The following is a 20,022-nucleotide window of genomic DNA, read 5'->3' as shown; positions in this document are numbered from 1 at the left end:
GGCCCGGATCCACCACAGTTGCGTCGTCTGTGCGCGCTGAGGCGGATCAGGTTGTGCAGGGTTGAGTGATTGCTGCAAGCGACGTCGCCGCGACCGATCCGATCACCTGGATTTTGCATTTCGTTCCACCTGTGCTATCGACGCTTCGCTGAACGTCGCGTTTTGACGGATATCGGGCCGCTTCGGTTCACCTTTGTCCCCACATTGCCTCTTTTAAGCCGGAATGCGCGAATGGTCGCGCGTTCGCAGGACATGCAACAAGGAGACCGAGCATGATCACCGGAACAGTCAAATTCTTCAACGCCGACAAGGGCTATGGCTTCATCGCTCCCGAAGGCGGAGGCGATGACGCGTTCGTGCATATTTCCACCGTGGAACGCGCAGGTATGCACACCCTCGAAAAGGAGCAGCGCGTGACATATGAACTGGAGAAGGACAAGCGCGGCAAGATGTCCGCGGTCAATCTCCAATCAGCGTAAACGGTGCGGGGGCAGGCCAGGAGGCCGCTCCCGGCACATGCCTGTGGACATTGGTTCGCATTGCGAGGCCTCACGGGGGACGAAACCGCCCGTGAACAGGTCAGGCGTCCGGAACATACGGATTTCCACCGAAGCCAAACCGCGAAGCATCCCCTGGTCAAACGGATAGCGGGCATCAATCCGCCGGAAGACGGACGCAGGGACAACCCACCAATGAATTTGAAAATGGAATGCGGCAAGAGCCGCAAGGACTTACGATGAATATTGTTACACAGATCAGAAAACGTGCGATTATCCACCTGCCTTTTGGCAAGCAGGGCAAAAGACCCTTTTCTCCCACTCGATCGACGACGCTCTCTACCAATGAATTGAAGCGGATCGTTGCAGCGATGATTGGTTGAACATCATGCGCCGGCAGTATCCCACGCTGTCGGCCTTTCTCCAGAATTAGGAACAGTAATGAGCCGAGAAGCAATCCGCCCCTTTTTGATTACAAAGGATGAGGATGGTCATTTCCGGCTCACTGTGCGTGAAACACGCTATAATTCACAGGGTTATCCGCTTGTGACCTCCCAGATGCAGGAGGAGACGTTCAAGACGGCAACTGCTGTGCGGAACTTTGCGCGAGATATGTTCAAGGCCGGACCCGGACAGTTTGCAACCAAGTAAATTGTTGCCGGCTCACACGATTGGTTGAGCCTGGCCTCGGAAAATTCTCATCTCGGTATCGTGGCTACAAGTGGCGCTTCATGGCGTCCATGCGAGCGACATCAGCAAAGGGAAAATAGCTCAATGTTATCCATGCCCGATGATGCCGTCGAACTGATCGGCAAGGCAGAGCTTCCTGATGGAGGACGGCTGCACTTATGGCGACGCGGCGATGATTATTCCATCAGGTTCGGGGACAATGAACTGATGGGTAATCAGGTCCGTCATTCCGAAGAAGCTCTTGCCACCCTGGCCTGTAGCCGCCTGCAGCATCGGGACAGCCGCATCCTTATCGGCGGTTTGGGCATGGGCTTCACCCTCGGCGCTGCCCTGCAATCCTTGCCATCCACAGCCATCATAAGCGTAGCAGAACTCATTCCGGAGATTGTGACGTGGGCAAATGGGCCTTTGTCACACCTCTTCCATGATTATCTCTCAGATCCCCGCGTCAAGGTTGAGATAGCCGACGTGCATGACGTGATCGCCAGAGAGAAGTCGGCGTTCGATGCCATCCTGCTGGATGTCGACAACGGACCCGATGGGCTGATCCACCTGGCAAATGAACGCCTATACTGCAATTGGGGACTGCGCGCTGCTCACGCGGCCTTAAGGCCCAATGGAATATTGGCTGTCTGGTCAGCCTATGGGGATGAAGGCTTCGTTGCACGCCTTGAAAACGCGCATTTCGATGTAGAAGAGGTCAGTGTGGCAGCCCTCGTTGATGGTGAGGACGTGATTCATACAATCTGGCTGGCGTCGAAGCAGGATGACTGCCGGTAGTTCGTCGTGATTTGACCCTCAGTGCGAGGGGCTTTCAGAAAACGGCCCCCTCTGCAGCGGGAGACTGGAACTGAACGCCTGAACGGCCGGGAAGGTCGACCTTGGCGAACTATGCTTTGGCGAGCGCGTCCATTACTGCCTCAAGGTCGCGCTTAACGACGACGTAGTGGCCCTTTTCAAAATTAACGGCGCTCGAGCATTTTCAAGTTGACCGTTTACGGTCAACGGCTCGGAAAATGCGGCATCAAAAGATCAGAGCGTTTTCGTTCATAGTGAAAACGGCGCCAGCTTGATCAGTTCCTCTGTAACGCCGAACGAAGCTGACACTGTCTGCATTGATTGCCAGGATGTCACCGTCGGGCGTCTCGAATTTGACGTACCCGTTCAAGGATTTTTCGCCTCAGGACTGGATGGAGTAGATCCGCCGCCTTTCTTCGCTTTATGCTTTGCAAGCAATCCGTCCAGTTCCGCTATACGGATGCGCTCCGGAGTATCCTTTGCAAGACCTTTCAGCCTGCATTCGGCCCACAGGCTTCGGCGTTCGGACTCCAATGCTTTCTGATACAAGTCGGCCATATTCTGCTCCGCAATTCGGTTGGATGCTCAGCGTCGATACGCTACCCCGAGCGAGTCGTTTCAGGTGATGGGCGTGGGGCTTGCCCCACGCCATCGGCCATCCTGTATGAACCAGCCTCAGCTATTTATTTTCGAGCTTTGCGCGCAGCGTAACGCGCATCGCGCGCAGCCTTCATTTCAGCGGCGCTGGCGGGCTTCAGCCTGGCGGCCTTGAGTGCTGCCGCGGCCTCTGCGGCGGCTTGTTTTTCGGCTTCGGCCGCCAGTTCGGCCGCTTTGCGTTCTGCCTTCTGAGCTTTGGCCAAAGCAGCAGCCTCAGCCTTGGCAGCCCGCTCGACTGCAAGTGCTTGATCCTTGGCTTCGCGCGCGCGGCGCCGCTCCGCCATAATTGCCTCGTCAACGGGCGGCTTGGCTCTCAGCGCATCCAGGGCTTTCTGTTTGGCCAATCCTGCTGCGGCAATACGGTCTTGAAACGAGGGAGCTTTATAAGAGGGCAAAGTTTATCCTTGAACGTTTATATCGACGGCGGACCTCGCGTTGCAGACGCAAGACCGGTTTAGCGGTGAAGGGGGAGCCACTAGCAAAAAATACCCCTGGTCTCAAGATCGTCAGATTGTGGGTAGAGGCACTGTCCGAAATTTCAGTCTGAAGAACGAAACGGCTAAAAACGATCTTTTGGGAGCTTTGTCAGGTCGCCAGCATGTTGCCATAGCCGATGATGATGGTTGCGATGACGAGAAGGCCGACACCGCTCCACACCATCGCGCGCACGCGCGGCGCGGCGTCCTTCCACTCGCGGAAGGCAAAGCCCCAGAGCGTGCCGAAGATGATGATCGAGGCCATGTGCAGCGTCCACGACGAGAAGCCGAAGCGCCCCATCTGGCTTTCGCCCATGGTGTAGAAGAAGAACTGGAAGTACCAGGCGGTACCGCCCAACCCGGCGAGCAGGAAGTTGCGGCCGAGAGGAGGGCGCCCCTCGCCGCGACCGGCGTCCGCGTCCATGTGCATGGCAGTGCCGCCCAGCCACTGGCTTGCCGAGCCGTTGCGGACGATCAGGATCGCGCACCAGATCGCGTTGGTGGCGAGGCCGCCCGCCATGACGAGGCAGAGCGTCGGCAGACCAGTCCAGAGCGGGCCAGTGCCGGCAGCGGCGGAGAGTGCCTTGATCGGCTCGCCCGCGCTCAGCCCGAAAGCGAAGCAGGAGGACATGACGCCGGAGAAGATCGCGACCGCGATACCCTTGCGGAAATTGAACTCGGCCACAGCCTTTGTCTTCTGCGCATCGGAGAGCGCACGGTCCTTGACGGCGCCCGCCATCGCCACCACGACGATGCCGGCCAACGTGACGAGCAGCCCGAGCAGGATCATGTGGCCCGATGTGCTGCCGAGCAGCTTCGCCGCGAAATCGCCTTGAAAGATTGGCGGGATCAGCGTGCCGAACACCGTGCATAGCCCCAGGACCACCGCCATGCCGAGCGACAGGCCGAGATAGCGCATGGTCAGCCCGTAGGTGAGGCCGCCAAAGCCCCACAACATGCCGAAGAACACGCACCAGCCGACGATCCGGCCGGGAACCTGCGCCATCACGCCAATCAGATCATGCGTCTGGACGGAGGCGAAAAACCACGGGGCGACCGCCCAGGAAAAGATCCCGCCGGTGAGCCAGAATATCTCCCAGTTCCATCGCCTGATGCCGCGATAGGGCACGTAGAAGCTCGCCGAGGCAAGGCCGCCCAGCCAGTGGAAAAGAACGCCGAGAAGGGGGTTGGCTGGCATCAGAGGTCAAGCCCCAAGCGATAGATGCGGTTGGCATTGCGGCCGAAGAGATCCCGCCGCTCCTCTTCGGAAAAACCTGCGGCGAAGGCGTGATATGCTTCCAGGTAGCGGTCGAGCGGGGCGAAGAGCTTGTCCGTGGGGCTGTCGCTGGCGAACATGGCACGCGCGGTGCCGAACACGTCTATTGCCTCGCGCAGCAGCGGCGCCACGGCATCCAGCGTCCAGTTCCGATCGATGAAGCCCAGCCCCGAAATCTTGATGGAGACATTGGGGCATGCGGCGAGCGCGCGGATGCCGTGGCGCCAGCGCGCCAGCCCCTCCCGCTCGGACGGGATCGGCATGCCGAGATGGTTGATGATCACCGGCACGTCGGGGTGACGCTGGATCAGCGGCGTGAGGCCCGCCATCTGCGGGGCATAGCATTGCAGGTCGAACGACAGGCCGTGGCGGCCGAGCCGGCCAAAACCGCGCCACCAGTCGTCGTCGAGCGTGACGTCGCTCGGGTTATAGGTGCGCATCGGGTTGACGTGCCAGTTGACGATCTGGCGGATGCCGCGGACGTGGGGATGTGCGGCATGCGCCTCCAGCACGGCATCGATCCCGTCGTCCTGCAAGGCCGCGAAGGCGACGATGCCGTTCGGCATACCCTGCGCCGCAGCGAGGCCTTCGAGCCAGCGCGTCTCGTCGAGCGCCTGATCGGGCACCGCGCCGGCGTCGATATGGACGCAACCGACGACGTTCCAGCGGCCGGCGTCGGCCAGATAGTCGTCGATCAGATAATTCTTCGCGATCGCCTCGGTGCTGCCGTTGGGGCCGGCATCGTCGAACGGCGGCAACAGCCACGGATAGCGAATGTGCGCCAGATCCCAGAGATGGACGTGGGCATCGACGAAGGGAATGGCGTCCAAGCGGCTTCTCCGGTCAGTGGGGGATGCGCCGCCTCTCGGGCGGGCGGTCGGATCCCGCAAAAGTCAGAAGGTCGTGCGTCCACCCGATGTGTCGAAGGTGGCGGCGGTGGTGAAGCTGCACTCCTCCGATGCCATGAAGCAGACCATGGCGGCCGATTCTTCGACTTTGCCCAGCCGGCCCATGGGAATCCTGGAGCGCATGTAATCGACCTGGCTCTGCGGCAGCTGATCGAGGATCGGGCTTTCGAAGGTTGCAGGCGTCAGCGCGTTGGCGATCACGCCCTTGCCGGCCAGTTCCTTGCCCAGCGACTTGGTGAAGCCGATCACGCCCGCCTTCGATGCCGAATAGGCCGAGGCATTGGGATTGCCTTCCTTGCCCGCCACCGAGGCGACGTTGACGATGCGGCCATAGCCGTTCGCCAGCATGTGCGGCACCACCTCGCGGCAGCAGTAGAACAGGCCGTTGAGGTTGATATCGACCACGCGTTGGAAGCTGTCGATGGGGAACTCCCAGACGGGCTGTGTTGCCCCGGTGATGCCCGCCGAGCAGACCAGAATGTCGATATTGCCGAACAGGTCTGCGGTTTCACGCGCGGCGGCCGAAACCGCCTGCGGATCGGCGACGTCGAGCGCGACGGTGTGCGCGGCGCCGACCTCGTCCTTCGCGGCGGCCAGCGTTTCGGCATTGAGATCCCAGAGGGCGACGGTGCCGCCTTCCGCCACGATCCGCTTCGCCACTTCCCTGCCCAGCCCGGAAGCGCCACCGGTCACGATGGCGGTCCGGCCGGCATAGCGCCCCGAGAACAGGGTCATGTCAGCACCTCGTCACCGAGATGGCGCCACGCTGCGACCGTCTGGGTCTGGGTGCCGAGCTTCGCGATCGAAAGCGTCATTTCGTCGCCGGGCTTGAGGAAGATCGCGTCCGGTTTCTTGCCCTCGCCCACGCCCGGCGGCGTGCCGGTGATGATCAGGTCGCCGGGGAACAGCGTCACATATTGGCTGAGATATGCGATGATCTGCTTCACGGTGAAGATCATTGTCTTCGTGTTGCCGGTCTGCATGCGCTGGCCGTTGACGTCGAGGCTCATGTCGAGATCCTGCGGATCGCCGACCTCGTCGGGCGTCACCAGCCAGGGGCCGACCGGGCAGAAGGTGTCGTGGCCCTTGCCCTTGCTCCACTGGGTACCGCGCTGCTTCTGGTTGAACCGTTCCGACACGTCGTTGGCCAGCACGTAGCCCGCGACATGATCAAGCGCGTCCCCCTCCTCCACGTAGCGGCAGGTCTTGCCGATGATCACGCCCAGTTCGACCTCCCAGTCCCCGTGGGTCGAATCCTTCGGCAGCATCACCTCGTCATTGGGGCCGGTGAGCGCCGACAGCGCCTTCATGAAGACGACCGGCTCGGTCGGGATCGGCAGGTTCGATTCGATCGCGTGATCCTCGTAATTGAGGCCGATCGCGACGATCTTGCCGATGCCCTTCAGCGGCACGCCGTAGCGGGGCGTGCCCTGGACCACGGGCAGCTGGTCCGGATGGACCGCCCTGGCGATGGCGAGCGTCGCCGGCGTGATGTCCTCGACGACGTCGGACAGATCGCGGATGTGGCCTTCGGCATCGACGATGCCGGGTTTTTCGGACCCGCGCGGGCCGTAGCGGCAGAGCTTCATGGGAAATCCTCAGTGGGTATAGGGGCGATGAAGGGGGATGTCGCGGTTGAGCTCGACGCCGAAGCCCGGCTTGTCGAGCGCGCCAACCTTGATGCGGCCATTGACCGGGACCGGTTCGCCGAGCAGCTGCGGCGCGAACATCGGCACCACTTCGGTCGGTCCGGGGTGCATCATCAGGAACTCGGCGAAGGGCGAGTTGTGGCGGGTGATGACGAAATGATAGCTGTAGACCGACGATCCGTGCGGGATCATCAGCACACCCTTGCTCTCGGCATAATTGGCGATCTTGATCAGTTCGGTAACGCCGCCGCACCAGCCGACGTCGGGCTGGATGATGTCGCAGCAATCCATGTCCATCAGCATGCGGAAGCCCCAGCGGGTCGCCTCATGCTCTCCGGTGGTGACGAGCAGGCCCCTGGGCGCGTTCTGCTTCAGCGCGGCATAGCCCCAGTAATCGTCGGGTGAGAGCGCCTCCTCGATCCATTTGAGCCCACATTCCTCGTAGGCGCGGTGGGAGAGCCGGGTGGCGTAATCGAGATCGAGGCTCATCCAGCAATCGAGCATCAGCCAGAAATCGTCGCCAACCCGCGCGCGCATCTCGGCCAGTTCGGCGATGTTCTTGTGCAGGCCCTCAATGCCTTCGGCGGGACCGTGGTGGAGTGGGAGCTTGCCGCCGATGAAGCCCATCTCCTTGGCGAGATCGGGCCGCGCTCCGGTGGCGTAGAATTGCAGTTCTTCGCGGACGTTGCCGCCGAGCAGCTTGTAGACCGGCTCGCCGCGCAGTTTGCCGAGCAGATCCCACAAAGCGAGATCGACGCCGGAGATTGCGTTGATCACCAGTCCCTTGCGCCCGTAATATTGGGTCGAGAAGTACATCTGGTCCCAGATCTTCTCATAGTCGGCCGGGTCGCGACCTTCGAGGAAGCGGGCAAGATGCTTTTCGACGATGTAGCAGGCCGGTTCTCCGCCGGTCGTCACCGCGAAGCCGACCGTGCCGTCAGCCGCCTCGATTTCAACCACAAGCGTGCCCAGCACATTGATCCCGAAGCTCTGCCGGCTCTGCCGATATTCGGGATAGCGCGCCATCGGCGTCGCGATGTGATCGTCGATCCAGTGCCCCTTGCCCTGGTCGTGATAGTCGGCCCCGCCGCCGCGCACCACAAAGGCGCGGACATACTTGATCAACGGTAGCGCCACGGAGATCCTCACCCCTATATAGTCAGGCCGCTGCACGACCATGTTGCCAATATATGGAAACGTGTTTTATAGAATGGATATGAGGGCGTCAACATGACCGAAAACAAAAACGAGGAGAGCGGCAGCAGCGTGGGCGCGGGCAGCCAGACGCTTATGCGCGGGCTCGATATTCTGGAGGCGGTGAGCGAGGAGGGTTTGGCGCTGGCCGAACTGTCCGAGCGGATCGGCCTCGCCAAGAGCACGACGTACCGGCTGGCTACGGCTTTGGCCGATCGCGGCTACCTCGCCTACACGCCGCGCGCCGGCTACCGCCTGGGCGCCAAGCTGCTGCAACTGGGCGCAATGGCGCAGGCGCAGATCGACCTCATCCAGGTTGCGCGCGATCATCTCGAGCGCCTCTCGTCCTCGACCGGCGACACCGTGCATATGGGCGTATTGGTCGACGATCAGGCGCTCTACCTCGACAAGGTTCCGGGGCGCCGGCGGATCACCATTTCCAGCCGGGTCGGTGATCGCCAACCGCTCAGCTCCACGGGCCTCGGCAAGGCGCTCATGCTCGATCACCCGCCCGCTTACTGGGCCGAGCGCTTCGATGCCGACCAGAAAAGCGGCTCCCACCCGGTCGATCCCGCGCTGTGGCGCGAGCGGATGGCGGGCTATGTCGAGGCAGGCCGCGCCTTCGACCTCGAGGAGAATGAGGACCAGATACGCTGCGTGGCGGCGCCAATCCGGGACGTCGCCGGCAAGATCGTCGGCGCGATCAGCGTATCCAGCGCCGCGCAATATATGGACGACCAGCGGATGGTGGACCTCGCCACCGAGGTGGTCGACACCGCGAAGGCGATCAGCACCGAACTCGGCTGGTCGCCCCCCAAGACCAGAGGATGATGATGCTTTTGCAGAACAAGGTGCTGCTCGTCACCGGTGGCTCCGCCGGCATCGGGCGGGCGACGGCGATCGAGGCGGCGCGCCACGGCGCCGATGTCGCGATCAACTATCTGGGGCATGACGAAGGCGCCGCGAGCGCGGTGGCGCAGATCGAGGCGCTGGGACGCCGCGCGATTGCCATCGAAGGCGACGTCGCCGATGCGCGCACCGCAACCGATTTCGTCAGCCGAGCGGTGGACGCGCTCGGGCGGGTCGACATATTCGTGTCGAACGCCGGCATCTGCCCGTTCCACGCCTTTCTCGACATGCCTGCCAAGACCTTCGAGCGGACGATGGGCGTCAACCTCCACGGCGCCTTCTACATGGTGCAGGCGGCCGCCAACCAGATGGTGCGACAGGGAGACGGCGGGGCGATCGTCGCGGTCTCGTCGATCTCGGCGCTGGTCGGCGGGGAGATGCAGACCCACTATACCCCCACCAAGGCGGGCATCCACTCGCTGATGCAATCGACCGCGATCGCGCTCGGCAGATATGGCATCCGCTGCAATTCGGTGCTGCCCGGCACGATCCTAACCGACATCAACAAGGACGACCTTGCCGACGCGGAAAAGCGGACGCGCATGGAGGCGCGCATCCCGCTCGGGCGGCTTGGGGCGCCCGAGGATCTCGCCGGTCCGATCGTCTTCCTTGCTTCCGACATGGCGCGCTATGTCACCGGCGCGGCGCTGCTGGTCGATGGCGGCGCGTTCGTGAACCTGCAATGAGCCGCAAGATCCGCACGGCAGCCTCCGCGATCGACTATCGCGAGCTGGCCCGGCGCCGTCTGCCGCCCTTCCTGTTCGAATATATCGACGGCGGTTCCTATGCCGAGGTGACGCTGAAGCGCAACGTCGCGGACCTGGAGGCGATCGCGCTTCGCCAGCGGGTGCTTAACGATGTATCGACGATCGATCTGGCGACCACTCTCTTCGGGCAGAGGCTGGCGCTGCCGGTGGGCCTCGCCCCGATCGGCCTTGCGGGGATGAACGCGCGACGCGGCGAGGTGCAGGCAGCGCGCGCGGCGGAGGCGGCGGGCGTGCCCTTCTGCCTTTCGACCGTCTCGGCCTGCCCGCTGGACGAGGTTGCGGCAGGAACCACGAAGCCCTTCTGGTTCCAGCTCTACATGATCCGCGATCGCGGCTTCATGCGCGAATTGCTGGAGAAGGCGCGAGCGCTCGGTTGCTCGGCGCTGGTCTTCACGGTCGACATGCCGGTGCCGGGATCGCGCTATCGTGACTATCACTCGGGTCTGGCTGGCGCGCCGGGCCTCGGCGGCGCACTGCGGCGCGCGTGGCAGGGCGCGACGCATCCGCGCTGGGCGTGGGACGTCGGCCTCAACGGCCGCCCGCACCAGCTTGGCAACGTCGCGCCGGTGCTCGGCCCCAACACCGGGCTGGAGGATTTCTTCGCCTGGATGCGCAACAATTTCGATCCCTCGGTATCGTGGCGCGATCTCGACTTCATCCGCCAGACCTGGGACGGACCGCTGATCATCAAGGGCATCCTCGACGTCGAGGATGCGAAGGCCGCCGCCGCGATCGGCGCCGACGGGATCGTGGTCTCCAACCATGGCGGCCGCCAGCTTGATGGCGTGCTGTCGAGTGCCCGCGCGCTTCCGCCGATCGCCGATGCGGTGCGCGACCGGCTGGCCGTGCTGGCGGACGGCGGTATCCGATCCGGCCTCGATGTCGTGCGGATGCTCGCGCTCGGCGCCGATGCGGTGCTGTTGGGGCGAGCCTGGGTCTACGCGCTTTCCGCCGCCGGGCAGGCGGGCGTTGCCCACGTCCTGCGCCAGGTCGAGGCCGAGATGCGGGTGGCGATGGCGCTGACGGGGTGCACGGACATCTCCTCCATCGATCGGTCACGCCTGGCAAATCAATTCTCACATAATGGAATGATAGAATAATTTTTGAGAATTATGTTGACATCTGCCGTCAATCCCCGCATCCCGAGGCTCAGGCAGCAATGCGACTGTCATCGAGTCTCAGGTGAGGCCGGGGAGGATTGAAGGCTATGATCCGCTGACCTGATTGCTGGCGCCTCGAAATGCGCCGCCCGATTTTCAACAGATAACGAGGTTCGTCTCGCCGGGATGCGGCCACCGCCGTCGCCGGCCGGCGTGGCGTGCCCGCAAGAGGGGAATGATATGAAGACGATCCAGGGACTCGCCCTGCTGCTGGCGGGATCCGCCTTGTGCTCGACCCAGGCTGTTTTTGCACAGACCGCGCCAGATACGCCCGCGCCCGTCGCGGACACTGCCGGCGCGGATGCGGCCGGATCGACGCTCGCGCCTGCGGCGGACGATGGCCAGACACAAGCGTCTTCGCAGGATATTGTCGTCACCGGCACCTTGATACGCGGCGTGGCGAAACCCACCGGCTCCAACCTTCTCACCGTGAGCAGTGCCGCAATTCGGTCGACCGGCAGCAGTGCGGCAATCGACGTCCTCAACCAGACGGTGCCACAGCTTCCGACGCTGAACAGCGTCTCTTCCGGTTCGGCGAGCTTCGCCACACCCGTGGCCAAGATTGCGCTGCGCGGCTTCGGAAACACAAATGGCAATTCTTCCGGCCAGACAGCGACCCTGGTTCTTTTCAACGGCCATCGGATCGTGCCTGTCGGCGTTCTTTCCACCGACCCCGATCCCAATCTGATTCCGGCCGACGCACTCGAAACCGTCCAGGTCCTGCCGGACGGCGGGTCGGCGACATACGGTTCTGATGCGATTGGCGGTGTGGTCAACTTCGTCGCGAAGAAGCGCTTCGACGGCCTTCAGATGCACTACCAGCATCAGTTCGGTCAGGATTATCACGAGAACGACGTAACGCTGACTGCTGGCACCCACTGGTCGACAGGCTCTGTTCTGATCAGTGCCGCCTATGCGGCTCACGACGCGATCTTCGGCAAGGACCGCGACTACATCACGTCTGACTTCACGAGCCACGGAGGTTCGGATCTGCGCACCACGTCGTGCGGCTACGGCAATTTCACCGTCAACGGCACGGTGTACACTGCTCCGAATTTCCAAAGTGTCCCGTCCGTTCCGCGTTGCGATCAGACCGACTATACGAGCCTCACTCCGGTCGAGCGTCGTGTCAATGTCTTCGCCTACCTCGAACAGGAAATCACCCCTTCGCTCAAGTTTTCTGTCGACGGCATCTACGGTCTCAGAACTGACAAGGTCTATACCGATATCGCGTCTATTCCTTCGTCAATCACCATCGACGCAAGCAATTCCTACTTCAGGCCAGTGAACGGCGAGACGTCGCAGACGGTTAGCTACAACTACTCTAGAGGGCTGGGAAATGCCCGCGTTTCGCCCCAGCGATTTGAACAGTATCAGGTCGATCCAAGTCTGACCTGGACGATCAATGATCGTTGGCAACTGCGCGGTGATTTCCTGTACGGCCATAGCACGGCTACCATCCACGACCGGACCGGCTTGAACGGATCGGCCATCACGGCAACGAATTTCAATCCTTACGACACGTCGCAGACCCCGTCTGATGTGCTGGCAAATCTGGCGGATCACGAGATTTACACGCGCGGCGTGAACAAGATTGTCAGTGGCCAGATCGTTGCCAACGGAACGTTGTTCTCCCTCCCGGGCGGTGATGTGAAGCTGGCTGTTGGCGGCGAAGTTCGCCGGCAATCGCTGTTCAACTCTACCGTGACCGGTTCGATCGGCGATCGGTCCGGCCTGGCGAGCTACGACGCCACGCGGACTGTCAAGGCTGGCTTTGCGGAGCTGTTTGTGCCTGTTGTCGGACGCGAGAATGCGGTGCCGTTTATCAACGCGCTGTCGCTCGACGCCGCCGTCCGATATGACCACTATAGCGACTTTGGCGGAACGACGAACCCCCGCTTCGGTATCGACTATAAGCCGTTCGAGGATCTGACGCTTCGTGGCGTCTACCAGACGACGTTCGTTGCACCCAGCCTTGCCGACTCAGGAAACAAGATCGATACGCGCCTGCAGGTCCTGACTTTGGCGCCCCAAACCTATCTGGCCTTTATCGCCGGCGCGGGCCAGGGTTTGAAGCCGCAGACCGGTCGAAATTACTCGATCGGTGGCGATTATAGCCCGCATGCGATCCGTGGGCTGAAGCTGGGCCTGACATATTGGAACACGAAGATCGACAATCTCGTTTCACTTTCGCTCGGGGCATATGGATTCCCGGGGGCCCTCAGCACCGCCTATAATCTATGCGGCGCCGCTTCGCCCGTCCAGCAGTGCAGCGAGGCCTATATAAGCAGCATTCAGCCGCTCTGGCTGAGACTCGACAATGGCGGTGCTCCGAACATCCAGTCTGTCGCTGACCTGTTCAAGCCGGGAAGCAACATCATCGGCGTGGTGGACGCACGACGGGCTAATTTCGGCAGCGAAAAGCTGGACGGATTTGATTTCAATGTTTCCTACAATACCGATGTTTCCTTCGGCACGATTTATGGACAAATCGCCGGAACTTATATCCTGAACAAGAAGATCTCGGCCACCGCCGGCGGGGCGTATCAGGATTATCTCGCAAGCACGGTCGTGAATGGCCAGACTCCCAAATATAACATTGTCGGTTCGCTCGGCGCCACCAGCGGCCCGGTGACCACAAACCTGACTATTCGGCGCAACGGTGGGTATCATGTGCTCGACGGCATCTCGCCCGGCCAAAGCCATGTTCGCGGCTATACTGTGACGGACGTGTTCGTCGGTTATAATCTCAATGCGATCGGCTTCATGAAAGGAGCGGATATCGGGGTCACGGTGCAGAACCTGTTTGACGCCGATCCGCCTTATTATGGTGCGTCCGTCTCGGCGGGTGCCCTTTCCGGTTATACAAACGGAGGTACGCTCGGTCGGATTGTCAGCCTGTCCCTTCGCGGACGGTTCTGACGGTCGAATAGGGAGGAGAGGATGGGGCGGCGGGTCACTCAAGGCGCTTTTGCAGCGGCCTGCGGCCTCTTTGCAATGGCATCGGCAAACGGCCAAAGCCAGCCGGCGCCATCGGACAAGCTTAGGGCGGGCTTCGAAGACCCGCCACATGAGGCGCGCCCGCAGGTCTGGTGGCACTGGATGAGCGGGAACGTCACGCAAGAGGGCGCGCTCCTCGATCTACAGTGGCTGCACGACGTGGGCATCGGCGGAGTCCACGCTTTTGCCGGTGGCCGGCTGGAGCCCACTGTCGTCGATCATCCTGCTCCCTTCATGAGCGTTACGTGGAGGACAGCTTTTCGCGCCGCCGTGGATAGGGCGCATGCGGATGGGATGGACGTGACGATAGCCGGTTCGCCTGGTTGGAGTGAGACGGGCGGGCCCTGGGTGCAACCCGCTGACGGCATGAAGAAATATGTTTGGGCGACGAAGATCGTCGAGGGTGGCCATCGCATAAAAACCGACTTGCCGTCCCTCCCGACCGCGACCGGACCATTTGCTTCCGTGCCTCGAGACCCAGGCTTTTCCTTACCCGGCGATCCGAAAACACCGGATCCGATTGCATCGGGGCCCGGTCCCGTCATCGCCTTTCCTCTGCCGGCGGAGGAGGCTGCGGCTCCTTCCTATACGTCGAGCGCCGGCTCCGCCGAGGCCCTGGCGACTGCAGCGGCCGACTTATCGTCAGACTTTGCGTTACCTATGTCGACGGACGGCAGCGCCTACGTCGATGTGCGTTACGCCAAACCCGTGGAAATGCGGGCGCTCACGCTGGCCATGAGCACGCGGCCTGCGATCGACATCCTGGTCAGCCGCGATGGCAAGACCTTCGATCTGGTGCGGCACGTTCCCCAAGACGAGGCCGAGCATCCGTCGCGACAGCAGACATTTGCCTTCAAACCTGCGACAGGCCTGGTGTTCAGGATCCGCTTCGGCGCGCCCAAGCCCTGGCGCGTGCTTTCGGGTCTGCCAAGAGGTCTGGTCCCTCCTCCTGGACCGGTCATCTTCCACCTTCAGCGCGTGACGTATAGTGCCGCGCCGCGGATCGATGGCTTCGAAGCCAAGGCCGGATTTCAATCCATAGTCGACCAGGCGACCCTGGAACCCGCCGCAAAATCGGCGGGATTGTCACCGACATCGGTCATCGATCTTGAACGCTATGTCACCGGCGAAGGGGCTCTGGACTGGACGCCGCCTCCAGGGCGTTGGATGATCCTCCGCTTCGGCTGGTCGTTGACGGGACAGACCAACGGACCCGCCGAACCGGTCGCGACCGGGCTGGAAGTCGACAAGCTCGATGCAAAAGCTGTCGACCGCTATGTCGATGGGCTCTTCAGCCTGTACAGCGATCGTATCGGCGTCAATCTCGGTCCTGCGGCGGTCAATGGCCTGCTTACCGATAGCTGGGAGGCGGGAGTCCAGAACTGGACACCCGCCTTGTTGCAGGAGTTCCGCAAACGGCGAGGCTATGATCCCTTGCCGTGGCTTCCTGCTCTGGCGGGTTACGTAGTGGGCAGTTCCGAACGTAGCGACGCATTTCTTGCTGACTTCCGCCAGACGCTGAAAGATCTTCTGATCTCCAGTCACTATGATGTCCTGGCCGATGCTGCTCACAAACGCGGCATGACCTACTATACGGAGGTCCAGGGCGACACGCCCCGCGCCATCGTCGATGCCATGACGGCGAAATCCCGATCCGACATACCGACGGGTGAGTTTTGGTATCGGCCGTTCGCGACGGTTGCCGGGCAGCCTTCGCTCGTAGCCGATCTCCAGGAGGCGGCGTCGGCTGCGCACGTCTACGGAAAGCCCCTGGTGGCCGCGGAAGCGCTGACGGTTGCGGCAGGCAACGATCCATGGGCTTTCTCTCCGGCGATGATGAAGCCCGTCGCCGACCAAATCTTCGCGCGAGGCGTCAATCGCATTCTCCTTCACGAGTCACACCTCCAACCGTTCCCGGATCGCAAGCCGGGCCTCGCGCTTGGCTTTTTCGGACAATATTTCAATCGGAACGAAACATGGGCGGGAATGGCCCGCCCGTTCGTCGATTATCTGGCGCGAACGTCGCACCTGCTACAGCAGGGTCGCTTCGTGGCGGACGTCGCTTATTTCTACGGGGAGGAGGATGGGCCGACGCGCCAGTTCGAGCTTGCTCCGAACAAGGACGTGCCTCCCGGTTATGCCTTCGATTATATCAACCCCGAGGCTCTTCTCGACAAACTGTCGGTGCGCGACGGTAAGATCGTCACCCAGACGGGCATGCAATATCAGGTGCTTTACATCCCTCAAACCGTTCATCGGCTGTCCTTGCCGGTCGTCGAGAAGCTTGGCGCGCTGGTGCGTGCCGGGGCGACTTTGGTTGCGATGCGTCCGAAGGGCGGCATCGGCCTGAACGACGAAGGTGCCGCTTATTGGAAGGGAGTAGATCTGCTTTGGGGACATGATGGGGAGGTTCGCCAGCTCGGTCAGGGTATGGTCTATGCCCAAAGCTCTCTGGCCGATGTCCTGCGAACCAGGCGGATAGCACCTGATGTGGACGATAACGGCGCGCAGCTGTTGTTCCTGCACAGGCGTGCGTCAGACAGCGACATCTATTTCCTGTCGAACCAGTCCTCGGCAGACATCAATCCGCAGGTCGCGTTTCGTGTAGATGGCCGGATCCCGCAATGGTGGTCTCCCGAGGATGGCAAGGCCCGGGATCTGTCGTTCAGGCGGTCCGGAGGCAAAACGGTCGTCGATCTGAAGCTCGACCCCCAACAGGCGGGATTTGTCGTCTTCAAAGGTCGGACGGACAAGCTGTCCCGGACCGTCGCCGGCCCGCGCGTCGCGGCAACGATGACGCTCGACCGCGGCTGGAGCATCCGGTTCGAGAATGGCTGGGGTGGGCCGCCGGGACGTCAATCCTTCAAATTGGGTGACTGGTCCAAATCCACCGAACCGTCGATACGCTATTTCTCGGGCGTGGCGGCCTATGACACGATGATCGACGTGCCGGGCAAGATGATCGGTACAGGGCGCCATATGGTTCTCGATCTCGGCAACGTCCGGGATCTTGCTCAGGTTGAAATCAACGGCCGCGCCGTAAGTATCAGTTGGCATGCCCCTTATCGCGTGGACGTGACGGGCTTCCTGAAGGCGGGGTCCAACCGGATCGTCGTCAGGGTTGCCAACCTCTGGGTCAACCGCCTGATCGGCGACAAGCAACCGGGTGCCAAGCCCTTTGCTTATGCGCCCGCGTCAACGTACCGGGCCGACAGCAAACTTCTTCCATCGGGGCTCATCGGTCCTGTCCGCCTTACAGCCATGGACCCGGCGGACTGAGGTGATTGGCTATCGCTCCTCAGAGCCCCTTCTGCATCATGGAATATTATAGGTGTGCAAATGAAAAGCGTCAGATTCGGGCTCGTTGCAGCGCTGCTTTCCGGAATAGCGCCCTGCTTTCCGGCAACTGCGCAGGATCCGGCAGACGCCAAGGCCGCGGCGACCGAGGCCAAGATGACCGACGTCGAGCGCTTCCAGCTTCTCCATGGCATCATGCCGATCGCAATTCCCGGTTTGCCGCCGATCCCCCCGGGTCTCAAATCCACCGCAGGGTTTGTTCGCGGCATACCCCGCCTGGGCATTCCCGATATCTATGAAAGCGATGCCAGCCTGGGTGTCGTGAACCCGTTCCAGTCTCGCAAGGGCGATATATCGACTGCCCTGCCGTCCAGTCTCTTGCTGGCAGCGACATTCTCCCCCGATCTCGCTTTTGCGAGTGGCGCGCTGGCCGGCAATGAAGCGCGGTCCAAGGGTTTCAACGTGCTCCTTGCCGGCGGGGTTAATCTGGCGCGCGATCCACGCAACGGCCGCAACTTCGAATATGCGGGTGAAGATCCGTTGCTCGCCGGCACCATCGCCGGCGCTTCGATCAGCGGCGTACAGAGCGAGCATGTCGTCTCGACCGTCAAGCATTTCGCGTTGAACGACCAGGAGACGTTACGTCAATCTATCGACGCGAGGATCGAGGAGAAATCGTTTCGGGAAAGCGATCTGCTCGCCTTCGAGATCGCTATCGATCGGGGTCATCCGGGCGCTGTGATGTGCGCGTACAATCAGGTCAACGGCGCCTATGCGTGCGGAAGCGATTTCCTCTTGAACAAGGTCCTGAAGGCGGACTGGAAATATCCGGGATGGGTCATGTCGGATTGGGGAGCGGTTCACGACGTCAGCTATTTCGCAAAGGGGCTCGATCAGCAGTCGGGTGCGCAACTGGACAAGGAAACATATTTCGACAAGCCGCTGCAGGATGAAGTGGCAGCCGGGCGCGTGCCAAAGGCACGGGTGTCCGACGCGGTGCGTCGCATCCTGCGATCGCTCTATGCGGTCGGTGCCGATGCGCCGCTTCGGGAAAGGCCGATCGACTTTGCCGCCCACGCGAACGCCGTGCGGAAAATTGCCGATGCCGGTATCGTCCTGCTCAAGAACGAAGGCGGCATACTGCCTCTTGCTGCCAACGCAAAGTCGATCGCGGTCATTGGAGGCCATGCCGACGTGGGCGTGATCTCCGGAGGCGGATCGAGCCAGGTCACGCCGGCCGGGCAGGTCTTGCTGCTGCCGCTCGGCGGACGCGGGATAATGAGCAACTGGTCGAAGATCCTCTACATGCCGTCGTCGCCGCTCAAGGCGCTCCAGGCCGCACTGCCCCGGACGAACATCGAGTTCGACAGCGGCTACGTGCCCGAGGAAGCAGCGGCATTTGCCGCACACTCGGATCTGGCGATCGTTTTTGCGACCCAATGGCAGTCCGAAGGCGTGGATGGGAGCCTGACGCTGCCCGAAGGGCAGGATGCGCTGATCGATGCGGTGGCGACCGCCAATCCGAATACGATCGTCGTGCTCGAGACCGGGAATCCCGTCAAAATGCCGTGGCTGGGAAAGGTGAAGGGCGTCCTCGAGGCCTGGTATCCGGGGCAGGGGGGAGGCGAGGCGATCGCCGACGTTCTGACGGGCGCCGTCAATCCTGGAGGCAGGCTGCCCATCAGTTTCCCAGCAGACGAAAGCGATCTTCCACGGCGGACGATTCCCGGTCTCGGATTGCCTGAGAAGACGGCCCTCCCGATCGACTATGATGAAGGCGCGAACGTCGGTTATAAATGGTATGCGGCCAAGGGCGTGAAGCCGCTCTTCGCTTTCGGTGAAGGTTTGAGCTACACCAGATTTGCGCATTCCGGCCTGAAGATATCGGGCGGCTCCGATCCCAGTGTGACGCTCACGGTCAAGAATATCGGCGAGCGTAGCGGCTTTGACGTGCCCCAGGCCTATTTGGTGTCGATTAACGGCAAGCCCGTGCGACGACTGATCGGTTTCTCGCGCGTCGAACTGGCGCCGGGGCAAAGCCGCACCGTAACGATGAAGGTCGATCGCCGTCTCCTTGCCGACTGGACCGACAAGGGCTGGGCCATCGCTGGGGGCCAATACGACATCGCGACAGGGCAATCTGCACTTGATCTGGATGAGGTCATGAGCGTCAAACTCGCTGCGCAGATGGTTTCTCGCTGATAGCTCTATGATCCCGAGGCACCAGGAGCCTCATGGTCTTCATCTTGGACATCGCAAAAGCCGGGAATGGCTGAGAAGAGCAGGGGGCAGATTTTCGATCAGGGGACCCGACCGGCTGCCCGTGTCGCGACCGGCCGTTCAACCAGTGATGCGTGAATGGCCGGCTCTGGTCCGCTTTCGAGCGTGCTTCCTCCGGGCTATCGTGGCCCGAGGAGAAGTGTCATGGGATTATCGGAATTTGATCCCGCTGCACGCGAGCGAGTATCATGGAACGCGGGATGCAAAGTCGGTGCGAAACGCGCGCTAGAGCCCCGTCAGATATGGGCAATCCGCTTCTTTCTTGATCAGCATGGGTAAACCCTGGACCGGTGCTTTTTGACCTTGCCATCGACAGCGAACTTCGCGGCTGTGACCTGGTGAAGATCAAGATCGGCGACATCCTTTGTGACCGAAAAGTTCGGACGCGGGCGATTGTCGTTCAGCAAAAAGCCGGGCGTCCTGTTCAGTTCGAATTGATGGACGATGCTCGCGCCAGCCTGCTC

Annotated in this window: 15 protein-coding genes; 8 read left to right on the top strand and 7 right to left on the bottom strand. The window is 61.7% G+C overall.

The window, feature by feature from the left end; all coding sequences use genetic code 11:
- Positions 1–272 precede the first annotated feature (272 nt).
- Positions 273–479, top strand: coding sequence for a cold-shock protein (locus ACN9MX_RS16065; protein ID WP_363736748.1), 207 nt, complete (start codon positions 273–275; stop codon positions 477–479).
- Between the two features lie 801 nt (positions 480–1,280).
- Positions 1,281–1,967: a spermidine synthase gene (locus ACN9MX_RS16060; protein WP_426387714.1), complete on the top strand. Its 687-nt coding sequence runs from the start codon at positions 1,281–1,283 to the stop codon at positions 1,965–1,967.
- A gap of 384 nt (positions 1,968–2,351) precedes the next feature.
- Here ACN9MX_RS16060 and ACN9MX_RS16055 read toward each other — a convergent pair whose 3' ends face one another.
- The 7 genes from ACN9MX_RS16055 to rhmD form a co-directional block, all read right to left on the bottom strand.
- Positions 2,352–2,543, bottom strand: coding sequence for a hypothetical protein (locus tag ACN9MX_RS16055; protein ID WP_363832591.1), 192 nt, complete (start codon positions 2,541–2,543; stop codon positions 2,352–2,354).
- Between the two features lie 125 nt (positions 2,544–2,668).
- Entirely contained in the window at positions 2,669–3,037 is a 369-nt protein-coding gene (locus ACN9MX_RS16050) for a DUF6481 family protein (protein WP_363736740.1), read from the bottom strand.
- A 190-nt stretch (positions 3,038–3,227) separates the two neighbouring features.
- Positions 3,228–4,316 carry an L-rhamnose/proton symporter RhaT gene (gene rhaT, locus ACN9MX_RS16045; RefSeq protein ID WP_363832594.1) on the bottom strand — a complete coding sequence of 363 codons (1,089 nt, stop codon included), beginning with the start codon at positions 4,314–4,316 and terminating at the stop codon, positions 3,228–3,230.
- Entirely contained in the window at positions 4,316–5,224 is a 909-nt protein-coding gene (locus ACN9MX_RS16040; RefSeq protein WP_363832597.1) for an amidohydrolase family protein, read from the bottom strand. The genes rhaT and ACN9MX_RS16040 overlap by 1 nt, the downstream gene beginning before the upstream one ends.
- Before the next feature lie 63 nt (positions 5,225–5,287).
- Positions 5,288–6,037, bottom strand: a complete 750-nt coding sequence (locus ACN9MX_RS16035; protein WP_363736734.1) for an SDR family NAD(P)-dependent oxidoreductase — start codon at positions 6,035–6,037, stop codon at positions 5,288–5,290.
- Positions 6,034–6,891, bottom strand: a complete 858-nt coding sequence (locus ACN9MX_RS16030) for a fumarylacetoacetate hydrolase family protein (RefSeq protein ID WP_363832600.1) — start codon at positions 6,889–6,891, stop codon at positions 6,034–6,036. The genes ACN9MX_RS16035 and ACN9MX_RS16030 overlap by 4 nt, the downstream gene beginning before the upstream one ends.
- 9 nt (positions 6,892–6,900) lie before the next feature.
- Positions 6,901–8,130, bottom strand: a complete 1,230-nt coding sequence (rhmD, locus tag ACN9MX_RS16025) for an L-rhamnonate dehydratase (protein WP_426387713.1) — start codon at positions 8,128–8,130, stop codon at positions 6,901–6,903.
- Between the two features lie 51 nt (positions 8,131–8,181).
- Here rhmD and ACN9MX_RS16020 point away from each other — a divergent pair, with 51 nt between their 5' ends.
- The 6 genes from ACN9MX_RS16020 (at position 8,182) to ACN9MX_RS15995 (ending at position 19,480) form a co-directional block, all read left to right on the top strand.
- Positions 8,182–8,976 (top strand): IclR family transcriptional regulator, encoded by a 795-nt coding sequence (locus ACN9MX_RS16020; protein WP_363736728.1) that lies wholly within the window; start codon positions 8,182–8,184, stop codon positions 8,974–8,976.
- Positions 8,976–9,740: an SDR family NAD(P)-dependent oxidoreductase gene (locus tag ACN9MX_RS16015; RefSeq protein ID WP_363832709.1), complete on the top strand. Its 765-nt coding sequence runs from the start codon at positions 8,976–8,978 to the stop codon at positions 9,738–9,740. Before ACN9MX_RS16020 ends, ACN9MX_RS16015 begins: the two co-directional genes overlap by 1 nt.
- Complete coding sequence (gene lldD / locus ACN9MX_RS16010; protein ID WP_363736727.1) at positions 9,737–10,921, top strand: FMN-dependent L-lactate dehydrogenase LldD; 1,185 nt, start codon at positions 9,737–9,739, stop codon at positions 10,919–10,921. Before ACN9MX_RS16015 ends, lldD begins: the two co-directional genes overlap by 4 nt.
- 240 nt (positions 10,922–11,161) lie before the next feature.
- Positions 11,162–13,903 (top strand): TonB-dependent receptor plug domain-containing protein, encoded by a 2,742-nt coding sequence (locus ACN9MX_RS16005; protein ID WP_363752706.1) that lies wholly within the window; start codon positions 11,162–11,164, stop codon positions 13,901–13,903.
- A gap of 21 nt (positions 13,904–13,924) precedes the next feature.
- Positions 13,925–17,260, top strand: coding sequence for a glycosyl hydrolase (locus ACN9MX_RS16000; protein ID WP_363832605.1), 3,336 nt, complete (start codon positions 13,925–13,927; stop codon positions 17,258–17,260).
- Positions 17,261–17,320: 60 nt separating this feature from the next.
- Positions 17,321–19,480, top strand: a complete 2,160-nt coding sequence (locus ACN9MX_RS15995; RefSeq protein WP_363832607.1) for a beta-glucosidase — start codon at positions 17,321–17,323, stop codon at positions 19,478–19,480.
- Positions 19,481–20,022 lie beyond the last annotated feature (542 nt).

The organism is Sphingobium sp. R-21 (assembly GCF_049913335.1).
Classification (GTDB): Bacteria; Pseudomonadota; Alphaproteobacteria; order Sphingomonadales; family Sphingomonadaceae; genus Sphingobium.
Note: the sequence above shows the minus strand (reverse complement) of the source record. Positions and strands in the feature narration are given on the sequence as shown.

What these genes read in the sequence shown, in the direction of transcription:
- rhmD (WP_426387713.1), bottom strand. Translation starts at nt 8,130, where the DNA reads ATGGTCGTGCAGCGGCCTGACTATATAGGGGTGAGGATCTCCGTGGCG.
- ACN9MX_RS15995 (WP_363832607.1), top strand. Translation starts at nt 17,321, where the DNA reads ATGAAAAGCGTCAGATTCGGGCTCGTTGCAGCGCTGCTTTCCGGAATA.
- ACN9MX_RS16005 (WP_363752706.1), top strand. Translation starts at nt 11,162, where the DNA reads ATGAAGACGATCCAGGGACTCGCCCTGCTGCTGGCGGGATCCGCCTTG.
- ACN9MX_RS16000 (WP_363832605.1), top strand. Translation starts at nt 13,925, where the DNA reads ATGGGGCGGCGGGTCACTCAAGGCGCTTTTGCAGCGGCCTGCGGCCTC.
- ACN9MX_RS16055 (WP_363832591.1), bottom strand. Translation starts at nt 2,543, where the DNA reads ATGGCCGACTTGTATCAGAAAGCATTGGAGTCCGAACGCCGAAGCCTG.
- lldD (WP_363736727.1), top strand. Translation starts at nt 9,737, where the DNA reads ATGAGCCGCAAGATCCGCACGGCAGCCTCCGCGATCGACTATCGCGAG.
- ACN9MX_RS16030 (WP_363832600.1), bottom strand. Translation starts at nt 6,891, where the DNA reads ATGAAGCTCTGCCGCTACGGCCCGCGCGGGTCCGAAAAACCCGGCATC.
- ACN9MX_RS16065 (WP_363736748.1), top strand. Translation starts at nt 273, where the DNA reads ATGATCACCGGAACAGTCAAATTCTTCAACGCCGACAAGGGCTATGGC.
- ACN9MX_RS16015 (WP_363832709.1), top strand. Translation starts at nt 8,976, where the DNA reads ATGATGCTTTTGCAGAACAAGGTGCTGCTCGTCACCGGTGGCTCCGCC.
- rhaT (WP_363832594.1), bottom strand. Translation starts at nt 4,316, where the DNA reads ATGCCAGCCAACCCCCTTCTCGGCGTTCTTTTCCACTGGCTGGGCGGC.
- ACN9MX_RS16020 (WP_363736728.1), top strand. Translation starts at nt 8,182, where the DNA reads ATGACCGAAAACAAAAACGAGGAGAGCGGCAGCAGCGTGGGCGCGGGC.
- ACN9MX_RS16035 (WP_363736734.1), bottom strand. Translation starts at nt 6,037, where the DNA reads ATGACCCTGTTCTCGGGGCGCTATGCCGGCCGGACCGCCATCGTGACC.
- ACN9MX_RS16060 (WP_426387714.1), top strand. Translation starts at nt 1,281, where the DNA reads ATGCCCGATGATGCCGTCGAACTGATCGGCAAGGCAGAGCTTCCTGAT.